The 17709-nt window shown below is 60.5% G+C and carries 21 protein-coding genes; 13 read left to right on the top strand and 8 right to left on the bottom strand.

All coding sequences use genetic code 11. The annotated features are described in order from the left end of the window. Window positions 1–2 precede the first annotated feature (2 nt). The 4 genes from CXY78_RS22085 (at window position 3) to CXY78_RS06595 (ending at window position 3880) form a co-directional block, all read left to right on the top strand. On the top strand, window positions 3–845 hold the full coding sequence (locus CXY78_RS22085) for a DUF4839 domain-containing protein (RefSeq protein WP_104088697.1): 843 nt from the start codon (window positions 3–5) through the stop codon (window positions 843–845). A gap of 296 nt (window positions 846–1141) precedes the next feature. Beyond that, window positions 1142–1942, top strand: a complete 801-nt coding sequence (locus CXY78_RS20710) for a hypothetical protein (RefSeq protein WP_140425500.1) — start codon at window positions 1142–1144, stop codon at window positions 1940–1942. Continuing rightward, window positions 1908–2156, top strand: coding sequence for an ABC-three component system middle component 6 (locus tag CXY78_RS22080; protein ID WP_369827265.1), 249 nt, complete (start codon window positions 1908–1910; stop codon window positions 2154–2156). The genes CXY78_RS20710 and CXY78_RS22080 overlap by 35 nt, the downstream gene beginning before the upstream one ends. Continuing rightward, on the top strand, window positions 2141–3880 hold the full coding sequence (locus tag CXY78_RS06595; protein ID WP_104088694.1) for a DUF2326 domain-containing protein: 1740 nt from the start codon (window positions 2141–2143) through the stop codon (window positions 3878–3880). Before CXY78_RS22080 ends, CXY78_RS06595 begins: the two co-directional genes overlap by 16 nt. 258 nt (window positions 3881–4138) lie before the next feature. Here CXY78_RS06595 and CXY78_RS06590 read toward each other — a convergent pair whose 3' ends face one another. Continuing rightward, window positions 4139–5239 carry a site-specific integrase gene (locus CXY78_RS06590; RefSeq protein WP_158252807.1) on the bottom strand — a complete coding sequence of 367 codons (1101 nt, stop codon included), beginning with the start codon at window positions 5237–5239 and terminating at the stop codon, window positions 4139–4141. 200 nt (window positions 5240–5439) lie between these two features. Here CXY78_RS06590 and CXY78_RS06585 point away from each other — a divergent pair, with 200 nt between their 5' ends. The 5 genes from CXY78_RS06585 (at window position 5440) to CXY78_RS21595 (ending at window position 7635) form a co-directional block, all read left to right on the top strand. Beyond that, window positions 5440–5895 carry a helix-turn-helix domain-containing protein gene (locus CXY78_RS06585; protein WP_092340850.1) on the top strand — a complete coding sequence of 152 codons (456 nt, stop codon included), beginning with the start codon at window positions 5440–5442 and terminating at the stop codon, window positions 5893–5895. Further along, window positions 5892–6446 (top strand): PIN domain-containing protein, encoded by a 555-nt coding sequence (locus tag CXY78_RS06580; protein ID WP_104088691.1) that lies wholly within the window; start codon window positions 5892–5894, stop codon window positions 6444–6446. Before CXY78_RS06585 ends, CXY78_RS06580 begins: the two co-directional genes overlap by 4 nt. A gap of 70 nt (window positions 6447–6516) precedes the next feature. After that, window positions 6517–7191, top strand: a complete 675-nt coding sequence (locus tag CXY78_RS06575; RefSeq protein ID WP_104088690.1) for a DUF2975 domain-containing protein — start codon at window positions 6517–6519, stop codon at window positions 7189–7191. Next, on the top strand, window positions 7184–7420 hold the full coding sequence (locus CXY78_RS21600) for a helix-turn-helix transcriptional regulator (RefSeq protein WP_255410003.1): 237 nt from the start codon (window positions 7184–7186) through the stop codon (window positions 7418–7420). The genes CXY78_RS06575 and CXY78_RS21600 overlap by 8 nt, the downstream gene beginning before the upstream one ends. A gap of 53 nt (window positions 7421–7473) precedes the next feature. Then, a complete protein-coding gene (locus CXY78_RS21595; RefSeq protein WP_158252805.1) occupies window positions 7474–7635 on the top strand; it encodes a hypothetical protein in 162 nt (53 codons plus the stop codon). 70 nt (window positions 7636–7705) lie between these two features. On the opposite strand, the gene CXY78_RS20705 is transcribed toward CXY78_RS21595, so the two are convergent. After that, window positions 7706–7906 (bottom strand): hypothetical protein, encoded by a 201-nt coding sequence (locus CXY78_RS20705; protein ID WP_140425499.1) that lies wholly within the window; start codon window positions 7904–7906, stop codon window positions 7706–7708. Between the two features lie 274 nt (window positions 7907–8180). Continuing rightward, entirely contained in the window at window positions 8181–8543 is a 363-nt protein-coding gene (locus CXY78_RS06560) for a MerR family transcriptional regulator (protein WP_092340845.1), read from the bottom strand. A gap of 255 nt (window positions 8544–8798) precedes the next feature. Between CXY78_RS06560 and CXY78_RS06555 the strand changes: the two genes are divergently transcribed. Continuing rightward, window positions 8799–10154 carry a SulP family inorganic anion transporter gene (locus CXY78_RS06555; RefSeq protein ID WP_104088686.1) on the top strand — a complete coding sequence of 452 codons (1356 nt, stop codon included), beginning with the start codon at window positions 8799–8801 and terminating at the stop codon, window positions 10152–10154. Window positions 10155–10213: 59 nt separating this feature from the next. Here CXY78_RS06555 and CXY78_RS06550 read toward each other — a convergent pair whose 3' ends face one another. The 4 genes from CXY78_RS06550 to CXY78_RS06535 form a co-directional block, all read right to left on the bottom strand. Continuing rightward, entirely contained in the window at window positions 10214–11551 is a 1338-nt protein-coding gene (locus tag CXY78_RS06550; RefSeq protein WP_104088684.1) for an NAD(P)/FAD-dependent oxidoreductase, read from the bottom strand. A 108-nt stretch (window positions 11552–11659) separates the two neighbouring features. Continuing rightward, window positions 11660–13276, bottom strand: a complete 1617-nt coding sequence (locus CXY78_RS06545) for an isocitrate lyase (RefSeq protein ID WP_092340842.1) — start codon at window positions 13274–13276, stop codon at window positions 11660–11662. Between the two features lie 320 nt (window positions 13277–13596). Then, on the bottom strand, window positions 13597–14757 hold the full coding sequence (locus CXY78_RS06540) for a threonine synthase (RefSeq protein WP_104088682.1): 1161 nt from the start codon (window positions 14755–14757) through the stop codon (window positions 13597–13599). Window positions 14758–14766: 9 nt separating this feature from the next. Continuing rightward, the gene (locus tag CXY78_RS06535) at window positions 14767–14952 is read right to left on the bottom strand and encodes an Ig-like domain-containing protein (protein ID WP_233197325.1); all 186 of its coding nucleotides are present in this window, start codon (window positions 14950–14952) and stop codon (window positions 14767–14769) included. A gap of 365 nt (window positions 14953–15317) precedes the next feature. On the opposite strand from CXY78_RS06535, the gene CXY78_RS06530 reads away from it, so the two are divergent. The 3 genes from CXY78_RS06530 to CXY78_RS06520 are packed head-to-tail and all read left to right on the top strand — an operon-like array spanning window position 15318 to window position 17400. Continuing rightward, the gene (locus CXY78_RS06530) at window positions 15318–16412 is read left to right on the top strand and encodes a type I restriction endonuclease (protein ID WP_104088890.1); all 1095 of its coding nucleotides are present in this window, start codon (window positions 15318–15320) and stop codon (window positions 16410–16412) included. A gap of 39 nt (window positions 16413–16451) precedes the next feature. Beyond that, window positions 16452–16946 (top strand): hypothetical protein, encoded by a 495-nt coding sequence (locus CXY78_RS06525; RefSeq protein WP_104088679.1) that lies wholly within the window; start codon window positions 16452–16454, stop codon window positions 16944–16946. A gap of 16 nt (window positions 16947–16962) precedes the next feature. Further along, window positions 16963–17400: a hypothetical protein gene (locus CXY78_RS06520; protein WP_104088677.1), complete on the top strand. Its 438-nt coding sequence runs from the start codon at window positions 16963–16965 to the stop codon at window positions 17398–17400. On the opposite strand, the gene CXY78_RS06515 is transcribed toward CXY78_RS06520, so the two are convergent. Next, on the bottom strand, window positions 17397–17669 hold the full coding sequence (locus CXY78_RS06515; RefSeq protein WP_104088676.1) for a DUF2277 domain-containing protein: 273 nt from the start codon (window positions 17667–17669) through the stop codon (window positions 17397–17399). The two genes, CXY78_RS06520 and CXY78_RS06515, sit on opposite strands and share 4 nt — an antisense overlap. Window positions 17670–17709 lie beyond the last annotated feature (40 nt).

The following is a 17709-nucleotide window of genomic DNA, read 5'->3' as shown; positions in this document are numbered from 1 at the left end:
GCATGAGGCGACCTGACAAAAGGAGTCCGGCTGGATCGGTAGGCTTTGCGTGGCTGGCACTGTCCGGCCTGATAAAGGGGCTGGGGGACGTAATGGCAGATGCCGAGGTCAAATTCGAGACGAAAACTGTTCGCGCAATTCGTGGCATGGAGTCCCGGACTGTGACGAAGTGGGAAGCCGATGGATGGGTCCTCGTCTCTCGGACACCAGGGAAGTTGCAGACCGAGATCACTTTCCGGCGGCCAAAGCCCCAGTCACGCCGGCTCGTATGGGCTATAGGCGGCGGGGTTCTTGCAGTCGGGTTCGCTGTCATTATTACCGTTGGGATCATCGGGGAACGGGACTCCACCTTTCCTGACCTACCGAGCGCGGAGTCGAGTGAGTCACCCGCAGCTCCGAGCGCGTCGCCGTCATCGGATGCGGCGGCGAACACGTCACCGTCAACGACTCCCAGAGACACAGCAATCACGTCTGAGCGCAACGCCGATCTGGCCGCCCTCCTCACGCTCACTGATTACTGCGACCCTTCAGTCGCGGAGTTCGCACGTACATACCGCGGCCAGACAATCTCGTTCTCGGGGAGCATTGGTGCATTGACCGCGCACGATGGCGCATCTACCCGGTACGACATCCTGATCGGTTCTGGCGACTTTAGCGAGACGTCAGCACCCGGCCCGGCATTTCAGTTCCGAGATGTGAACACAACTAACGATTTGAATTTCGTCGGCCCTACGCCAGACTCGGTCGGCGTCGGTACAAACTTGAACGTCACGGCTGAGGTCGACGAGTACGAAACGAACTCGTGTCTGTTTCTACTGAACCCGTTGTCTACCGCCGTTAGGTGAGCCTGCAAGAAAGCGCCGCCGTAGGCGGTCGAGTTTGGCACCGGAGGTGAGTCCGTAGGATTCCGATTAGCGATGCGGCCGTCGAGCCACTCGTAGCCGCGGCAGCGGTCAGTAGTTCATGACCGATGACGCTGGCTGAGGAAGCCTTTGTCTGAACCTGTTTCCGCTCGAGTTTTTGGGAGCCCGGTTCAGCACGACAGCTTCCGGCACGCCGACTACTTGCGTTGCCATCATCTGACCAATCGAAAAGTTTCAGTCCGATACGATGAAACCAATGGAGGCCGGGGGGGCGAAGCGTGGCACGAAGCTATCAGGATAGAGATCTGAAGCTATTGTTCGGTAAAGCTGGCTTTTACTGTGCTTTTCCGGCATGCCCAAATCGATTGATTGAACCTGCGACTCCGAAAGACGCAGAAGCGATTCTTGCGTACATTGCGCACATTGTCGGCTCATCAGACATCGGGCCTAGAGCCCACCCCGGCATGTCAGACAAGGAAAAGAACAGCTACGCCAACCTTCTCCTTCTATGCGGTCATCACCATCCCCTAGTCGACAAACAAGACAATTCATACTCAGTGGGAGAACTCCATGCCTGGAAGTCTCGCTTGGAGGCATGGGTGGAAGCTAGGTTGACCGAGGGTATGCGCGCTGTCCAGTTTGCGGAGCTTCGTGTCGTTTGCGACAGCCTAGTTTCAGAAACCAGCCAGCTCGGAAGCACCGCGTTGATCTCGGTCCCGCCTGCAGACAAGATGAACGATAATGAGATGACTTCAATCTCGGCATACCGGATGCGACTAGGACTGATGCAAGCGCCTCAAGTGGCACAGTTCATCGGTGAGTATGCGACAAGAATCGACTCAAGCTTTCCGGGTCGATTGCGTGCAGGTTTCGTTGCTGAGTACGACCGGATCTATGCAAACGGGGTAACAGGCGACGCGCTATTCCTCGAGATGCAAAACTTCGCCGCTGCTGGCGCCTCAGACCTCGGTTCATCGCAGAGCGTGAGATTCGAGCGCGAAGCCGCAGGTCTAGCGGTGCTCTGTCACCTTTTTGAAATTTGCGATGTTTTCAAGGCGCCAAGTGTTGCTACTGCCTGACAAGTACGTGCACGAGCGTCAGTCTCTTATTGGGCAAGCGGGCATACTTCTCGCGAACAGGTCCATCGACCAAACCGTTAGTGAGCTATGGCACACGTCCTCAAAAGGGGACGATGATCTGACGTTCGGTCGTTTCGAGGCTGCGCTCAGCTTCCTGTTCATTCTGGGTGCTGTAAATATGAATCACGGAATTCTAGAATGGGGATCTTCTTGAAACTGGTCCGACTTACAGCGAACAAACCATCGTTCAAGACAGCGACTTTTCGAGATGGTCTGAATATGGTAATCGCGCATCGCTCAGCTAAATCCACGAATACCGATTCCCGGAACGGAGTCGGAAAATCATCGCTGCTTCAGGCGATCGATTACTGCTTCGGCGGGTCGGTCAAGCCCAAAGACAGCCTCAACAAGCTCAAAGACTCCGACTGGGAGTTTAGCCTCACTGTTCTTGTTGATGGAAAACATGAACTTACTATTCAGCGTGGATTTCAAGTTAGTGGAGTGTCACTATCGGGCGCCCTGAAAGAGCTACGTCTGCGCGACGATGACGAGCCTAATTTATACATGGGGCTGCGCGCTTGGACTGACTGGCTGGGGTCACGTGTGTTCGGTCTTGATAGCAGCTTGGAGAGGAGCGAGTATTCTCCGACATTCCGTAGGGTGTTCGGGCATTTCCTGCGTTTTAGAGATGATGCCTACATCGATCCATTTGAAACTTTTGCGAAACAACGCGCGTACCAACGTGAGGTCGACAATTCCTTTCTCCTTGGTCTGAACTCGCGACTCGGGGAGGCTTGGCAAGAGCTCCGCGATAGAAATTCGAGCTATGGCAAGGTCCAGATGGACGAGGTTGCTGAGCGCCTCGGGGAGCTTGAATCGCGTCGGGCTAGTGCTGAGGTACAGCTAGCGCAGTTGGAAAGGCAACTCCGAGACTTCAGAGTCCTTCCCGAGTACCGAGCAATCGAGCACAATGCGAACAAGCTCACCGCTGAGATGCAGCGCCTAGCAAATGCAATGCTTATCGATGCTGAACTACTCGCTCTTTATCAGTCACGTTTGGCTTCAGAATCCGACGAGGACGATTCTCTAAATCTGAAGGCGCTCTATGAAGAAGCGGGCGTACTGTTCCCACACGCTGTGCAAAAATCGCTCGATCAGGTGAGGGCCTTTCGGGCCGAAGTCGCGAGCAATCGAAAGGAATATCTCGCAACAGAGATTCGCCGCATCGAGGCGAGCAAGCGAGAACTCGAAAGTACGCTTTCACACCTTGATGAAAAGCGCCAAGCCGAAATGTCGATTCTCCGAACTCATCGAGCACTTGATGATTTCGTCGAACTGCAGCGTAAATCAGGTGCGCTTTCGGGCGCTTTGAAGTCGATGAGCGCGAAGGTTGATGAACTGCGGGAAGTGCGTAAAGGAAAATCCGCCGTTAAAGCGGCTGAGCTTGAATTGGCCAGTCGGACGCAAGAGGACTTCGAACAACGCCTTGGTCGGCTCGCATCCACAATCGCGCGATTCAATGAAATCTTCCTATCGCTGTACAAAGAAGAGGCTGATCTAGTAGTCGACCCGAGCGCGTCAGGTTACCGGTTCAAAGTCTCTATCCCCCGCCAAGGATCCCACGGGTTGGGTAAAGTGAGCATTTTTGCCTACGACCTATGTCTGTCTGAACGGTGGAGCCAAGCTGATAGCGGAATTAGATTCCTGGCACACGACAGCATCGTATTTGACGGCGTCGACGAGCGGCAAACAGCGGGCTCGATCAATTTAGCGACGAAGTCCGCCGAGCAGCGGGGCGCCCAGTATCTCCTCACTATCAATAGCGACGATATTCCTTTCAAAGATTTGGAGGAACTGGACGTTGACACCAAATCGTCGACCATTCTCGAACTCTTCGACGACTCATCGGAGGGCGGGTTGCTCGGAATCCGCTTGTAGCGCAGCGCTGCATCCGACCCGCCTGAGGTGCGGGGCGACGCTCAGCGCGCTGCAAGACGGCGTTCGACCATCGCGGCCTCCGCGTGTCCGGAGTATGTTGGCAAAACTGACGGCGTTGCGATCGCCAACTTCCGCGCAATTCCGGGTGTCCGGAATTGGCAATTTGTCCGGACTAGGATGGCACGTGACACACACCAAGAAAGGCCCGATCAAGGCCCGTTTTCTTCCCATCACGATTTGGAAGATTTGGCCGTCTGACTACATTTTGACTTCACTTAGCGCCTCGACAACGTGATTCAACGCGACTGCAACGCTGTCTAAGTCCGAGTCGAAGAGGTCTGCATAGGTGTCGAGAGTCTCTTTGGCCGACGCATGGCCGAGCATCCGCTGCAGTGCTTTCACGTTTGCGCCCGCTAAAACGGCCAGGCTGGCGCAGGTGTGACGTAGTTCGTGAGGCGTCAAACCCGGCACCCCGATTTCGTCGGCGGCCGCAGTGAGGAACCCGCGCCGGAACACGCGATTGCGCAGCACTCCCCCGCCACGCAGGCCGACAAAGACGTGCTCGGTCGCTGCGCGGTCGGCGACAGCAACGCGCAGGAGCTCGACCACGAAGGCAGGCACGGGAATGGACCGTTCCTCGTAGGTCTTGGGCGTGGATTCGACGAGGTAGCCGTTCACCTCGATCATGGTGTGCCGAATCTCAAGCCTGCTGCGGGTCAGATCGACGTCGGCGACGGTCAGGCCGGCCAATTCGCCCCAGCGCAGACCGCAATAGCTCAGAACCAGCACCACGAGCCCGTAGCGACTGCCGCGCCGTTCTGCGGCCGCTGAGAGGTCTCTGACCTGCTCGTGGCTCAGATACCGCTTCGAGACCTTCGACACTTTGGGCAACTTGAGGCGTGCAGCCGGATTGGCCGGGATGCGGCCGTCGTCGACGGCCAGTTGCAGGGCCGCGCCCAGGGTGTTGACGATTTTGCGCACCGACCACGCTGCCTGGTTCTCCGACAGCTTCGCCGCCCACTCCTGCACGTCGATGCGCTGAAGTTCGCTGAGCGGCACTCGTCCCAGAGTCGGCACGATATTGCGTCGAATGATCCCCTCGACGCGGTCAAGTGTGGAGGGTCGCAGGTCACTGCGTGTGGCGAGCCACCGCTCCATCCACTCGGCCACCGTCACCCGCGACCGACTCGGGTCCAGGTAGGCTCCGTGGCTCTTGGCGACCTCCACGGAGGCCAGGAACAGGATGGCTTCCCGCTTCGTGATGATGCCACGCTTGCTTGTCGCGGACCGATCCGGCTTGCGGTACTGCACTCGGTAGCGCTTCCCGTTCGCCGTCGCGTAGGCGCTCACGCTTCCCATTGGTGGCCCTCCCATTGCACGAGGCCACGACCGCCAGCGCGCTCCCGGTCCGGGCCTTCGAGACGGGGTGCAGGACTTGCTAGGTGCAATTCTGTCGCACGTGCATCCATGGCGCCAGCGCCCGCGCCGGGGCAATGCGGGCTGAGCACGCCAAGATTCGTTTATTGCGTTTAGGCCGTGTTACGTGTTTGAATGTGGTCATGGCATTCACCATGGAGCACCTTCTGCCGAATCCAGATCAAGAGCTGGCCAGGACCGCCTTGATTTCAGTGCGGCGCGTGCTGGCCGAGCACCAGGGCCAGGACGGGCCGGTCACACTCACCGTGGCCGACGAGGCCGAACCGGTGGTGGTCCCCCGCGCAGCGATCGACTTGCTGGTGTCGGTGCTCGCAAACATGGCTGCCGGCCAGAGCGTGAGCATCGTGCCACTGCACGCCGAGCTGACGACTCAACAGGCGGCTGAAATCCTCAACGTCTCACGGCCATTCGTGGTGAAAATGCTCAACGAGGGTCGAATCGCTTACCGACTAGTCGGAACCCACCGTCGAATCCGAGCCGATTCCCTTCTTGGATACCAGCGCGACAACGATGTACGAGGTCGGTCAGCAGCGGACGAACTCACTCGGCTCGGTCAGGAGATGGGCGTCGCGCGGTGACTTTCGTCGCCGTTTATGACGCGAACGTGCTGTACCCATCAACGCTCCGAGACGTCCTCATCCGCATTGCCCTCGGCGGTCTGGTCCAGGCCAAGTGGACTGAGGAGATCCTGGAGGAGACCTTCCGAAGCCTTGCGAAGAACAGGCCGGACCTCGACGCGGGGAGGCTGGCCCGAACACGCCAGCTCCTGCGCACCGTGGTCAGCGACAGCATGGTGACCGGCTACGAAGAGTTGATTCCCGCCATCAGTCTCACGAACGACCCGAACGATCGCCACGTGGTCGCGGCGGCCGTCAAGTCCGGCGCTCAGGCCATCGTGACGTTCAACGTGAAGGATTTTCCGGCTCGGGAGCTTGAGAAATGGGGCATCGAAGCGAAGCACCCGGATGACTTTCTGGTCGATCAATTTTACCTCAATGGGCCGGCGGTGCATCGAGCGATACAAGCGATCGCCGACGCCTGGACAAATCCGCCTGGAACAGCACATGACGTACTCAACAGCCTCGAACGAGACGGTCTCCCGCAGATCACTGCACTGCTACGCCGGTAGGTTGCTCACGCTGTCACGACTCCGTGTATATTGATATTCAATAACATTGAATAACAATATGGAGTAACTCATGGTCCAGGGGAATGTCATCGATAGTCGACCACTTCGCGAGCGGCAGAAAGCCTTCAGGGTGGTCCGCGCGATCCTGCTGATCGTCGCGAGCTTCACGGTTCTGAGCAACATCACGCAGGCAATTACGATCGCAACCGGGCGCACGCTGGCAGCGTTTGGTGGCGCTGACGGCCGACTGCCCCTGGCCCACCTGCCGCAGCTCTTGAAAGCAGACCTGTACGACGGCGCGAGCGGCACATTGGCTGACGCCGACCTGTCATTGCGCCTCCTGTGCGCCCTTCCGGCGCTCATTCACGCCGCTACGATTGTTCTAGCGACGGTCTTCCTCCTCCGCGTTCTGCGCGGGATAGCGCAGGCACGTCCTTTCGACCCGTTCGTCGTCACGAACTGGCGACGGCTCAGCCTCGCGCTCCTTATCGGCGGGGTGTCACAGGCCCTCGCTGACACCGTCGCGAGCGTCTATGTCGCCTCACGCATCGGGCTCCTGTTCGGAGCCGGATTGGTCTCTACAGAACAGCAGGAACGGTTCCTCGGCGGCGACTATCAAGGGATCAACATCAACTCCCCGCAGTGGCCGGTGTCCATTATTATCGCCGGACTTGTTGCGCTCGCCCTCACCGCCGCGTTCCAGGCCGGCGCGAAACTCGAGAAGGATGTCGACGGAGTTGTCTGAATCGCTCGATGAGACTTCGACCAACCACCGGATCGTCTGCCATTTAGACGCAGTATTAATCAGCAAAGGCATGACGCTCACGGAGCTGTCTTCTCGCACCGGCATCACCATGGCCAACCTCTCGATTCTCAAGAACAACCGGGCGAAGGCCATCCGCTTCACCACGCTCACCCTCGTTTGCGACGCTCTTGCTACAACGCCGCAGGAACTCTTCTCAATCCGTGAGTAGAGGCGGAACTACCGCTCGCGGCATCCCGTCCACACGTCGGCTAGCGTGAAAGCATGAACCCAACGTGGCCAGAAGTTGCCCTTATACTTGTTGCCCTCTTCGCGAGCATCAGCGTGGTCGGCACGTTGAGACGAATTCGGGACGCGACCGAAAAGACCGTCGACCTCCTCGAAAGACTCGGAAGCGGCGTCCTCCCGAAGGCCGATAGGGATTGACCTTTTCGTTAACATCGAAGTTCGCGAGCAGCGGTAGCTAAATCAAGGGCCGCAGGGAGAGAGACGGGCGTCAGGCAGTGACGTCGAGGGCCGCTTGGGGCGCCTGCCCGGTCAGGTAGCTCAAAGCATTGTCGATGGCGACTCCGAATGATTGCGAGTACTCGTCACCGGCGTATTTGGTGGCCAGGAGCTGAAGGTACGCCGGTGAAATCTCCTGACCGGCCAAGAGATATCCCGACTGACGGTCCAAGGCGATTTCGACCGCAAACATGGACACAATCTTTGAGCTGTCATTGACTCGACGTCCGGTCGCTTGATAAACGACCTCGCGATCGGATGCCGTCAACAGAGACATGAGCTTATCGCCCGGCTGCTCTTCGGTGGCGCGAGGGGCAGAAGTTCGGCTCAAGGCGAGCCCAGCGATCGATGGGGCGGAGTTGACGCTCAGTGACATAGAAACTCGCTTCTAATAGAAGTAGTCAATTGGGGATGTGGGTCCCACTGTATCGAGGTGGTTTCGTCTATGTGTGCAGGGACCGCCACTCCTACTGCGCGCGGAGCAACTCCAGAAACTCGTCGGCCATGCCGAGTTGGTCCTGGAGTTTCTGGCGTCGGGCAGCGGTTTCGGTGATGAAGGCGTCCAGTTGCTGCCTGGTTTCGGGGGTGTCGGCATCCGCTTCACCGTTTTGTCGGGCGTCGATGACCGCCAGCAGTGTCGTCATCTCGTCGAGGGTGAAGCCGAGCGGTTTCATGCGACGAATGAGCATCAGCCGAGTGAAATCGTCGGGCGTGTAGAGCCGAAAGCCACCATCGGTGCGAGCGGATGCCTTGAGTAGGCCGACCTCGTCGTAGTGACGGATCGTGCGCAGCGAGAGCCCGGTCTTGTCGGCGAGTTCGCCGATATGCATCGTGACCGCAGGGACTGTCGCGCCTGGTTCCACCGGAAGCCTCTTTCTTTAGGGTCACAATCAACCCTTACGTTAAGGTAGTGTTGCGAAAGTCGGCTGACATTCATCTGTGAGCCCACTCTCCCACCATTGTCCTTGATCGCCCTGCCCGTGTGGGCACGGCCTCAAGGTCCGGTGGAGGTGCGCACTGCGGCGCCCACCCAACTCTTCCCTATCCACTTCGGCCGCATTGTCGGCCCAGCTTCTGGAGGCCTCATGGCCATCGTTCAAAAATCTGCTGCATCCAACCGCTACAAGGCGGAACCCTCGGTGCTCACCGCACTGCGCACGCCGCGCCTGCTCACCCGCGAAGTGCTCGCCGGACTGGTCGTGGCGATGGCGCTGATTCCCGAGGCCATCGCCTTCTCGATCATCGCCGGCGTCGACCCCCGCGTGGGCCTGTTCTCCTCGTTCGTCATGGCCGTCACCATCGCGTTCGTCGGCGGACGCCCGGCCATGATCACCGCCGCAACCGGCGCTGTCGCCCTCGTGATCGCCCCGGTCGCCCGCGACTACGGGATGGAATACTTCGTCGCCACCGTCATCCTCGCCGGGGTGTTCCAAATCGTGCTGAGCCTGGTCGGCGTCGCCAAACTCATGCGGTTCATCCCTCGCAGCGTAATGGTCGGCTTCGTCAATGCCCTCGCCATACTCATATTCACCTCACAGCTCCCCCAGCTGCTCGGCGTTCCGTTCCTGGTGTACCCGCTCGTCGCCGCCGGCCTGATCATCATGATCGTCATGCCACGTATCACCAAGGTCATTCCGGCGCCGCTCGTCGCGATCGTGGTACTCACCGTGGCGACCGTGGTCATCGGCCTCAACGTGCCGACGATCGGCGACCAGGGCGAATTGCCGAAGAGCCTTCCCGAACTGTTCCTCCCAAGCGTTCCGCTCAACTGGGAAACGTTCACCATCATCGCGCCGTTCGCGCTCGGCATGGCGCTGGTGGGAATTCTCGAGTCCCTCATGACGGCGAAGTTCGTCGACGAGATCACCGATACCCACTCCAACAAGACCCGCGAGACCTGGGGCCAGGGCGTCGCCAACGTCATGTCCGGCATCTTCGGCGGCATGGGCGGCTGCGCCATGATCGGCCAGACCATGATCAACGTGAAAGCCTCCGGCGCCCGCACCCGCATCTCCACCTTCCTCGCCGGCATCTTCCTGCTCGTGCTGGTCCTCGGCCTCGGCGACGTGCTCGCCGCAGTTCCCATGGCCGCCCTGGTCGCGGTGATGATAATCGTGTCTTATCTCACGTTCGACTGGCACAGCATCCGTTTCTCAACCCTCAAGCGGATGCCGAAGAGCGAGACCACCGTCATGGTCGCCACGGTCATCGTCATCGTTCTCACTCACAACCTCGCGATCGGCGTGGTCGTCGGGGTCATCGTCGCAATGGTCGCCTTCGCCCGCCGCGTCGCCCACCTCGCCCGGGTGGAACGCACCCTCGAACTCGACCAGCCCGTTCCTACCGCGTATTACACGGTGACCGGAGCGCTGTTCTTCGCCTCCAGCAACGACCTGATGACCCAGTTCGAGTACGCCGGCAACCTCGGCGGCGCCCACTGACGCCGGCCTCAGTGGACAACTTTGTACGGTTGGGGGCGGCCAACACCCCACAAAAGTGACTATTGAGCGGGCCGGTCCCCCCACACCTGGGCAATAGGGATCTCTTGGTGCAGAATATTCGACGCCGCTCGGTGGCCGGAGCAGAAGGCCGCGGTGACCGTCGCGGGATCGTCCGTCCAGGTTGCCTCACCGGCGAGGTGTAGCACTCCCCCGATGGGCGTCGCGAGGTCGTCGTGGTCCGCCGTCGTGGAGCCGAGCTTCATGTAGGCGTACGAACCGCGAGCGAAAGGATCGTCCTGCCAGGCGGTGATGTGCACACTGGTCGGCTGCTCAACTCGGTCGCCGTACAGCCGCCGCAGCTGCGCGAGAACGGAGTCGACGACCTGTTGTTCCGACCACTCGCGAATCTCTCGGGCCACCGGACCCGCTGCAAAGGTCAACAGTGTCGGTGGTCCGTGCAGGGCCGTGAGGTCGTACCAGGAGTGCCACCGACGCCCTTCGGCCCCTTGCTGCCGGATTGCATAGACTCCCTCGTCCCAGAACTTGGTCGAAAACCGCAGAAAGACCTTCTCGAAGGCGTTCATCGTGAGTCGCCCCAGGGCGTTCGCGTTCGGTTCGGGGAGCGCCGGTTCAATCGTGAAATCCGTCGACTGGAGCACCCCGATCGACACCGTCACGACCGCGGTGCCCGCCGTCACCGTGCCGCCCCCTGTCGTGACAGTGACGCCCTCCGTCGACCAGCGCAGAAGGGTAACGATCTGGTCGAAGCGGATGTCCAGCCCGGCCGCCAAGCGCCCCGGCAGTTGGTCATAGCCGTTTGGAAAGACCACTTCGTCACCGTCGATGACATCGTCATCCAGGCCGTGCGCGGCCAGATCTTCGATCCACGCCCCGTATTGTTCCTCGCTCCGGTGCTGCAAAAACTCGCGCACCCGCTCCCCGCGCTCGAAGCTCCAGCCCTGGCTGGCCAAGGCCGTCTCGGTCGCGTCGCGGTAGGAGGCATCCGCTTTCGAGGCAGCGACCGCCGTGACGAGCGCGGCGTCGACCGCACGCACGTCGTCGGCGAAGGCCAGCGCGGCATCATCAGAGAGTCGCTCGCCGGTCGGACCGTAGTAAGCGATCGGGCGGCTGTCCGGCTGGTATCCCCCGACGGTGAACTCCACGGTCGGCAAGCCGAAAGCCTCTGCCGCTGCCGCGACGGGGTTGTCAGTCACGCCGTGAATCCAGGATGCGCCCAGGTCGGTGACCAGCCCGTCGGTGCGGTCCGTGTACACCCGGCCGCCGACGCGGTCGCGGGCCTCGAGTACGACGACGCTGCGGCCCGCTTTCGCCAGCAGTCGAGCGGCCGTCAGGCCGGCTACGCCGGCGCCGACCACGATGGTGTCTAAATGTTCCATGCCTGACTTTGGCACACTTCTGCCACCGCGACCGTGTCTCAAGTCTGGACGGATACAACAAGGAAGCCCCAGTCTTTCGACTGGGGCTTCCTGGTCACTCAGCGGGAGTTAGTGGCTGCTCAAAGCCGGTTCCTCAAACTGGTTGCTCGTGTTGTTCACGCCGCCAGCCTTGAGGGCTGCGGCACCGGCGAAGTACTCCTTGTGGTTGTCACCGAGGTCTGAACCAGACATGTTCTGGTGCTTGACCGTGGCGATTCCCTCGCGGATTTCGCGACGCTGCACGCCCTTGACGTAGGCGAGCATGCCCTGGTCGGCGAAGTAGCCCTTGGCCAGGTCATCCGTCGAGAGTGCGGCCGTGTGGTACGTCGGCAGGGTGATGAGGTGGTGGAAGATGCCAGCCTCTTTCGAGCTGTCGCGCTGGAAGGTGCGGATCTTCTCGTCGGCGTTCACGGCAAGTTCAGTCTCGTCGTAGTCGACGCTCATGAGCTTGGCGCGGTCGTAAGCGGAGACGTCCTTGCTCTCGGCGAGGAGTGCGTCGTAGGCCTGCTGACGGAAGTTCAGGGTCCAGTTGAACGACGGGCTGTTGTTGTAGACCAGCTTGGCATTCGGGATGGCCTTGCGAACCTCGTTCATCATGCCGGCGATCTGGCCGATGTGCGGCTTCTCAGTCTCGATCCAGAGCAGGTCGGCACCGTTCTGCAGCGACGTGATGCTGTCGAGCACGCAACGAGCCTCGCCGGTTCCGGCACGGAATTGGAACAGATTGCTGGCCAGGCGCTTCGGGCGCAAAAGCTTGCCGCCCCGCTTGATGACGACGTCGCCGTTGCCGAGGTCGGCCTCTGTGATTTCGTCAACATCGAGGAAGGAGTTGTACTGGTCGCCCAAGTCGCCGGGCGTGTACGTCACGGCGAGCTTCTGGGTGAGGCCGGCACCGAGCGAGTCGGTGCGCGAGACGATGATGCCGTTCTCGATGCCGAGCTCGAGGAACGCGTAGCGAACGGCGTTCAGCTTGGCGATGAAGTCTTCGTGAGGAACGGTGACCTTGCCGTCCTGGTGGCCACACTGCTTCTCGTCCGACACCTGGTTCTCGATCTGGATGGCGCAGGCGCCAGCCTCGATCATTTTCTTGGCCAGGAGGTAGGTGGCTTCCGGGTTACCGAAGCCGGCATCGATGTCGGCGATGATCGGCACAACGTGGGTCTCGAAGTTGTCGATCTGCGTCTGGATTTGAGCGGCCTTGGCGTCGTCGCCAACGATGCGGGCGTTGTCGAGGCCGGTGAAGAGCAGGTCGAGCTCGCGGGCGTCAGCCTGGCGGAGGAAGGTGTAGATCTCCTCGACCAGAGCCGGAACGGTCGTCTTCTCGTGCATGGACTGGTCGGGGAGCGGACCGAATTCGCTGCGCAGCGCCGCAACCATCCAGCCGGACAGGTACAGGTAGCGCTTGTTCGTCGTCTTGAGGTGCTTCTTGATCGAGATCATCTTCTGCTGGCCGATGAAACCGTGCCAGACGCCCAATGACTGGGTGTAGACCGAGGAGTCGGCGTCATACTCGCCCATGTCTTTCCGCATGATGTCGGCGGTGTACTGCGCGATCTCGAGGCCGGTCTTGAACCGGTTCTGGGCACGCATGCGGGCGACGGACTCGGGGTTGATGGCGTCCCAGCTGCTGCCGACCTGCTGCTTGAGGGCTTCGATATCCTCGATGTCTTTCTGGTACTCAGTCATGTTCATTCCTTCGACGTATGAGTTGGGCTGAGCCGGGACTGCTGACTCAACTGGCCGGTATCGGCTGCTAAACCCAGATTGGCGCAAGAACAAGCGGTCTTCTCAAGAATGTTCACCAGAATAAACGTGATTCTTCTGCAATTGAAAAGTTTTTCGCCAGGGATCGGCCTATTCCGGCCAGAGGCCGGGTATGACTATAACCAGTCGGCATCGTGCGCACCGATGGCAGGATTCCAGCCCCTCGGCGGTGTCGACGCCGTCGGTGATCATCGTGACGCCGCAGGCAGGACACAGGGGGGCGTCCGCGGGGTCGTCGTTGATCACGAGTACCGCGTGGTTGACGTGGGCGATTTCAGGCCGGCACCGCAGAGGGGCACGACCACCGACTCGGCCGTGAGCAGGCTCTCAGCCGCCGCCCAGGTGCGGCTGGCGGAGTCGAACGTCTGGTCGACGGCGGCGCGCACCGCGGCGAAACACACGGCCGAGGTCGGCTCGACGAAGAGTCCTTCGTCGGCCAGTTCCTGCCGGGCGGCCGCGGTCTGCCGGTCGGTGACGGAGACGATGGTGTCGCCGGTCGCGCGCACGGCCGCGAGAATTTGTCGTCCCCGGGGCGGCGCCGCAATGGCGATGCCCTCCGCGATCGTGGCTGAGCCGTCAAGGGTCACGGGCGAGTCGAGACCCTGTGCCATGGCCTGTTCCAGCGGTGCACAAGCGGATGCCTGCACCGCGACAATCCGCGGCATCCGCTCGGCGAGACCCGCGGCCACCAGCTCGCTGAAGGCGAGGTAACAGCCGAGCAGCATCGTTCCGTTGCCGACTGGAACCACCACGGTCTCGGGTAGGGAGCGCCCGCGCTGCTCCCAGATTTCGTAGCCGTAGGTTTTGACGCCGTGCAGAAAATAGGGGTGGTAGACGTGGCTCGCGTACAAAACGCCGGGTTGCCCGGCAGCCCGCAGGGCCGCCGCGGAGGTGTCGGCGCGCGAACCGGGTACCAGTTCAACCGTGGCGCCGTGGGCGCGCATCTGCGCGAGCTTGCCGGGCGAGGTGGATTCGGGAACGTAGACCGTGCAGTCGATGCCGGCCCGACTGAAGTACGCGGCCATCGCTGTGCCGGCGTTGCCGCTGCTGTCGACCATGGCGCTTTCGACGCGCAACTGTTTGGCGAGGGTCGCGAGCACCACGGCGCCGCGGTCCTTGAACGAGAGCGTCGGCAGCAGAAAGTCCAGCTTGAGCTGCACGTGCGGCAGCGCGCGGGCTGGCACGAGCGGCGACAAGCCCTCCCCCAGGGTGATGGTGGGGTCGGCGGCGATCGGCAGGGCTTCGGCGTAGCGCCAGAGTGAGGGGGCGCGGCCGGGCAGCGCCGCGGCATCCACTGTGGTGTCGAAGGCAACCACGTCGAGCATGCCGCCGCAGCTGCAGAGCCAGATCAGGCTCTCCACCGGGTAGATGGTGCCGCAGTCGGAGCAGACGAGGTCGGGCATCTCTTTAGACTAGCTACCCGTGGTGAATTTCCAGCTGGTCGATGAGACGGGGTTGCCGGCCAGGTCGCGCACGCCCGCGGCAGCGCCGGTGACCGTGACCGTGAAACTGGTCCTGGCCGCGAGCGTGGAGTTGGGGCGCAAAATCGTCGAGGTGCACAGCCCCGCTTCAACCTCAGTTTGCGCGCCAACCGCCACAGAAATCGGATTCAGCCCACGGAACGGGTCCGAGCATGACCGGGTATGGACTCAGCTCTCGGCCGTCAGCGATTGCCCGCGCGCGCCCACAATCGACGAATCTTTAGTGGTCCAAAGCTGACTCTGGCATGCCGCGCTGGTGCGGCCGGTCGGCGCGGGCGACACCCTCATCGCCGCATGCGCTCTCATCAATGATGCGACTGTTGTGCACTACGGCAGCGACTTCGAGTCCGTCTCGAAGGTAATGACCCAGTTTCGACACGAGTGGACCGTGCCACGCAGCACCCTTTGAGGCTTCCCGCTCGTCTGAGCCAATAAATTGTTTCGATAAGGTCAGAGGTAGTGAACCACAAATTGGGGGAATGATGGAATTTGCAGAATTAATAGGGGCATTGGCTCTCAAAGTACGCAACCAGCGCGAAGCAATTCAAACTGAAGAAGCAACCAAGAACGCATTTATCATGCCGTTTATCTCGACGATCCTGGGCTACGACGTGTTCAATCCGTTGGAAGTGGTCCCCGAGTTCACCGCCGATGTCGGCGTAAAAAAGGGCGAAAAAGTCGACTATGCGATTATGCGCGACGGTGAAGTCCAGATCCTTATTGAATGCAAGAAATCTACGGAAGCGTTGAAGATAGAACACGCCTCGCAACTCTTCCGTTACTTCGCGGTCACCAATGCGCGCATCGCCGTTCTCACAAATGGCGAAATTTACCAGTTCTACACGGACTTAGACGCACCCAACCGCATGGATGAAAAGCCGTTTCTGGTTCTCGATTTGATGGACATCGACGAAACGCTGATTCCGGAGCTGCGGAAGCTGACCAAGGACGTCTTCGATCTCGACTCGATCATAAACTCGGCTGAGGAACTCAAATACATAGGTCAGATCAAGCGCACGATCGCAGCTCAGTTCACTGAACCCGAAGACGACTGGATTCGATTCTTCACGACACGAGTCTACGACGGTGCCTTTACGCAGAAAGTCCGCGAGCAATTTACTTCCCTGGTCACAAAGTCTACGAAGCAGTTCCTGAATGATCAGGTTAACGACCGCTTGAAGACCGCCCTAGGCGGGTCGAACTTCTCAGGATCCTCAGCAGCAGAGGGCGATGTCATCAACAGCCACGACATTGTTGAAGTTGATCTCGCCCGTGACACGGAGATTCAGACGACGCTTGAGGAGCTGGAAGGGTATCAAATCGTCAAGGCGATCGCTTGCAGCGAGGTGAAGCCTCAACGAGTGATGCACCGGGACTCCAAATCATATTTCGCTGTGCTTCTCGATGACAATAATCGCAAGCCGGTCGCTCGACTTCATTTCAATGGAAAGAAGCAGAAATACCTCGGTGTCTTCGACGCTGAGAAGGTCGAGACTCGCCACCCTATTGAAAGCCTTGACGAGATCTATCTCTTTGCAAATGACATCCGCGAAACGATTAAGAGCTATCAGGACTAGGCATATTCCCGTCGATCTCGGCATTTTAGGGTGGGACGCATGATGTTTCACCGGTACTGGCCCATTGCGTTGCTGGCGCCCGTACTCGGATTTCTTCTGGGTACCGCCGTGTTAGGCGTGATGACCATGGGCGGTAACCCCCAAGCGCGAGCTGGTCAGACGATCGAAGGCGTCGTACGGTCAGTTCTGGGCTTCGGTTCCGTCGGTCTGGCGGTCAGCATCGCGGCGCTGATCGGCGGCGTCGTTCTGGTCGCCTGCGTCGACCGGCAGCTCGAGAAAACGTCGGGCGCGCGCAGTGCGTGGGCCGCTTTGGGGGCGGCCAGCGGCGTGCTGGTCCTCGGAATCGTGTTCGCCACCGTGGAGGGAGTCATCGGAGAGGGCTGGGCATACCTGATCATCACTTTCACCCTGGTGCTGGCCGCTGCGGCGGGCATCGTGGCAGCGTTTCTGGTGTACCGAATGGAGCGGCGAAGCGAGCGCATCCCGCCGACGCGAGTGGAGCATCTGCTGCCCAGTGCGTGGGTGGAGTTCTAGAAAGTAGGGTGGGCACATGATTATTCGGCGTTACTGGCGCATCGCGGTGTTCGCACCGTTCGTGGGGTTTCTTCTCGCGGCGGTCGTGGCGATCGTCATGACCAATGCCGGCAGCGGGGAAACCGAATTTCGGTTCTGGTTTGTCGTGCGTTCCATGGCGAACTACGGCGTGATCGGCGCGGTCATCGCGGCGGTGGCGCTGCTGGGCGGTCTGGCCACCGTGGCCCTGGTCGATCGGCACCTCACGAAATCGCGGCGGGTGCGCACCTCGGTAGCCGCAGTCGGCGCGACCCTGGGCGTGGTGCTGTTGTCAGTGGTGGTGGCCGGAGTGCTCTCCCTGGTGGACGACGGAGCCTACGCCGGAATCACCATTGCCTTCGGTCTGGTCTTCGGTGTGGCTGCCAGCGTTGTGGCGGCCATCATGGTGTTCTATGCGGAATGGCGCACCCTCTAGGCGGCAGCAAACCGCTTCTGGGAGCGCGCTTTGGCCTTCTCCGCCTCGATTTCACGGTTCTTCGGTGGCGCGGAGATCACCAGATCTTCGAGCAGATGACGGGAAATGTGCGCGATCTCGTGCACCGCGCGGTCGAACGCCTCGGCGTTCGCCTTCGACGGATGCGCCCCGCCGCTGATCTTGCGCACGTATTGCAGCGCGGCCGCGTGCACCTCGTCGTCGGTCGCGGCAGGCTCAAAATTACTCAGGACATGAATGTTTCGGCACATACTTTTAGGGTAATCACGCTTCGCCCAGCCTTCAAGACCC

Origin of the sequence: Cryobacterium sp. N19 (genome assembly GCF_002929595.1) — a bacterium.
GTDB classification, from domain to species: domain Bacteria; phylum Actinomycetota; class Actinomycetes; order Actinomycetales; family Microbacteriaceae; genus Cryobacterium; species Cryobacterium flavum.
Note: the sequence above shows the minus strand (reverse complement) of the source record. Positions and strands in the feature narration are given on the sequence as shown.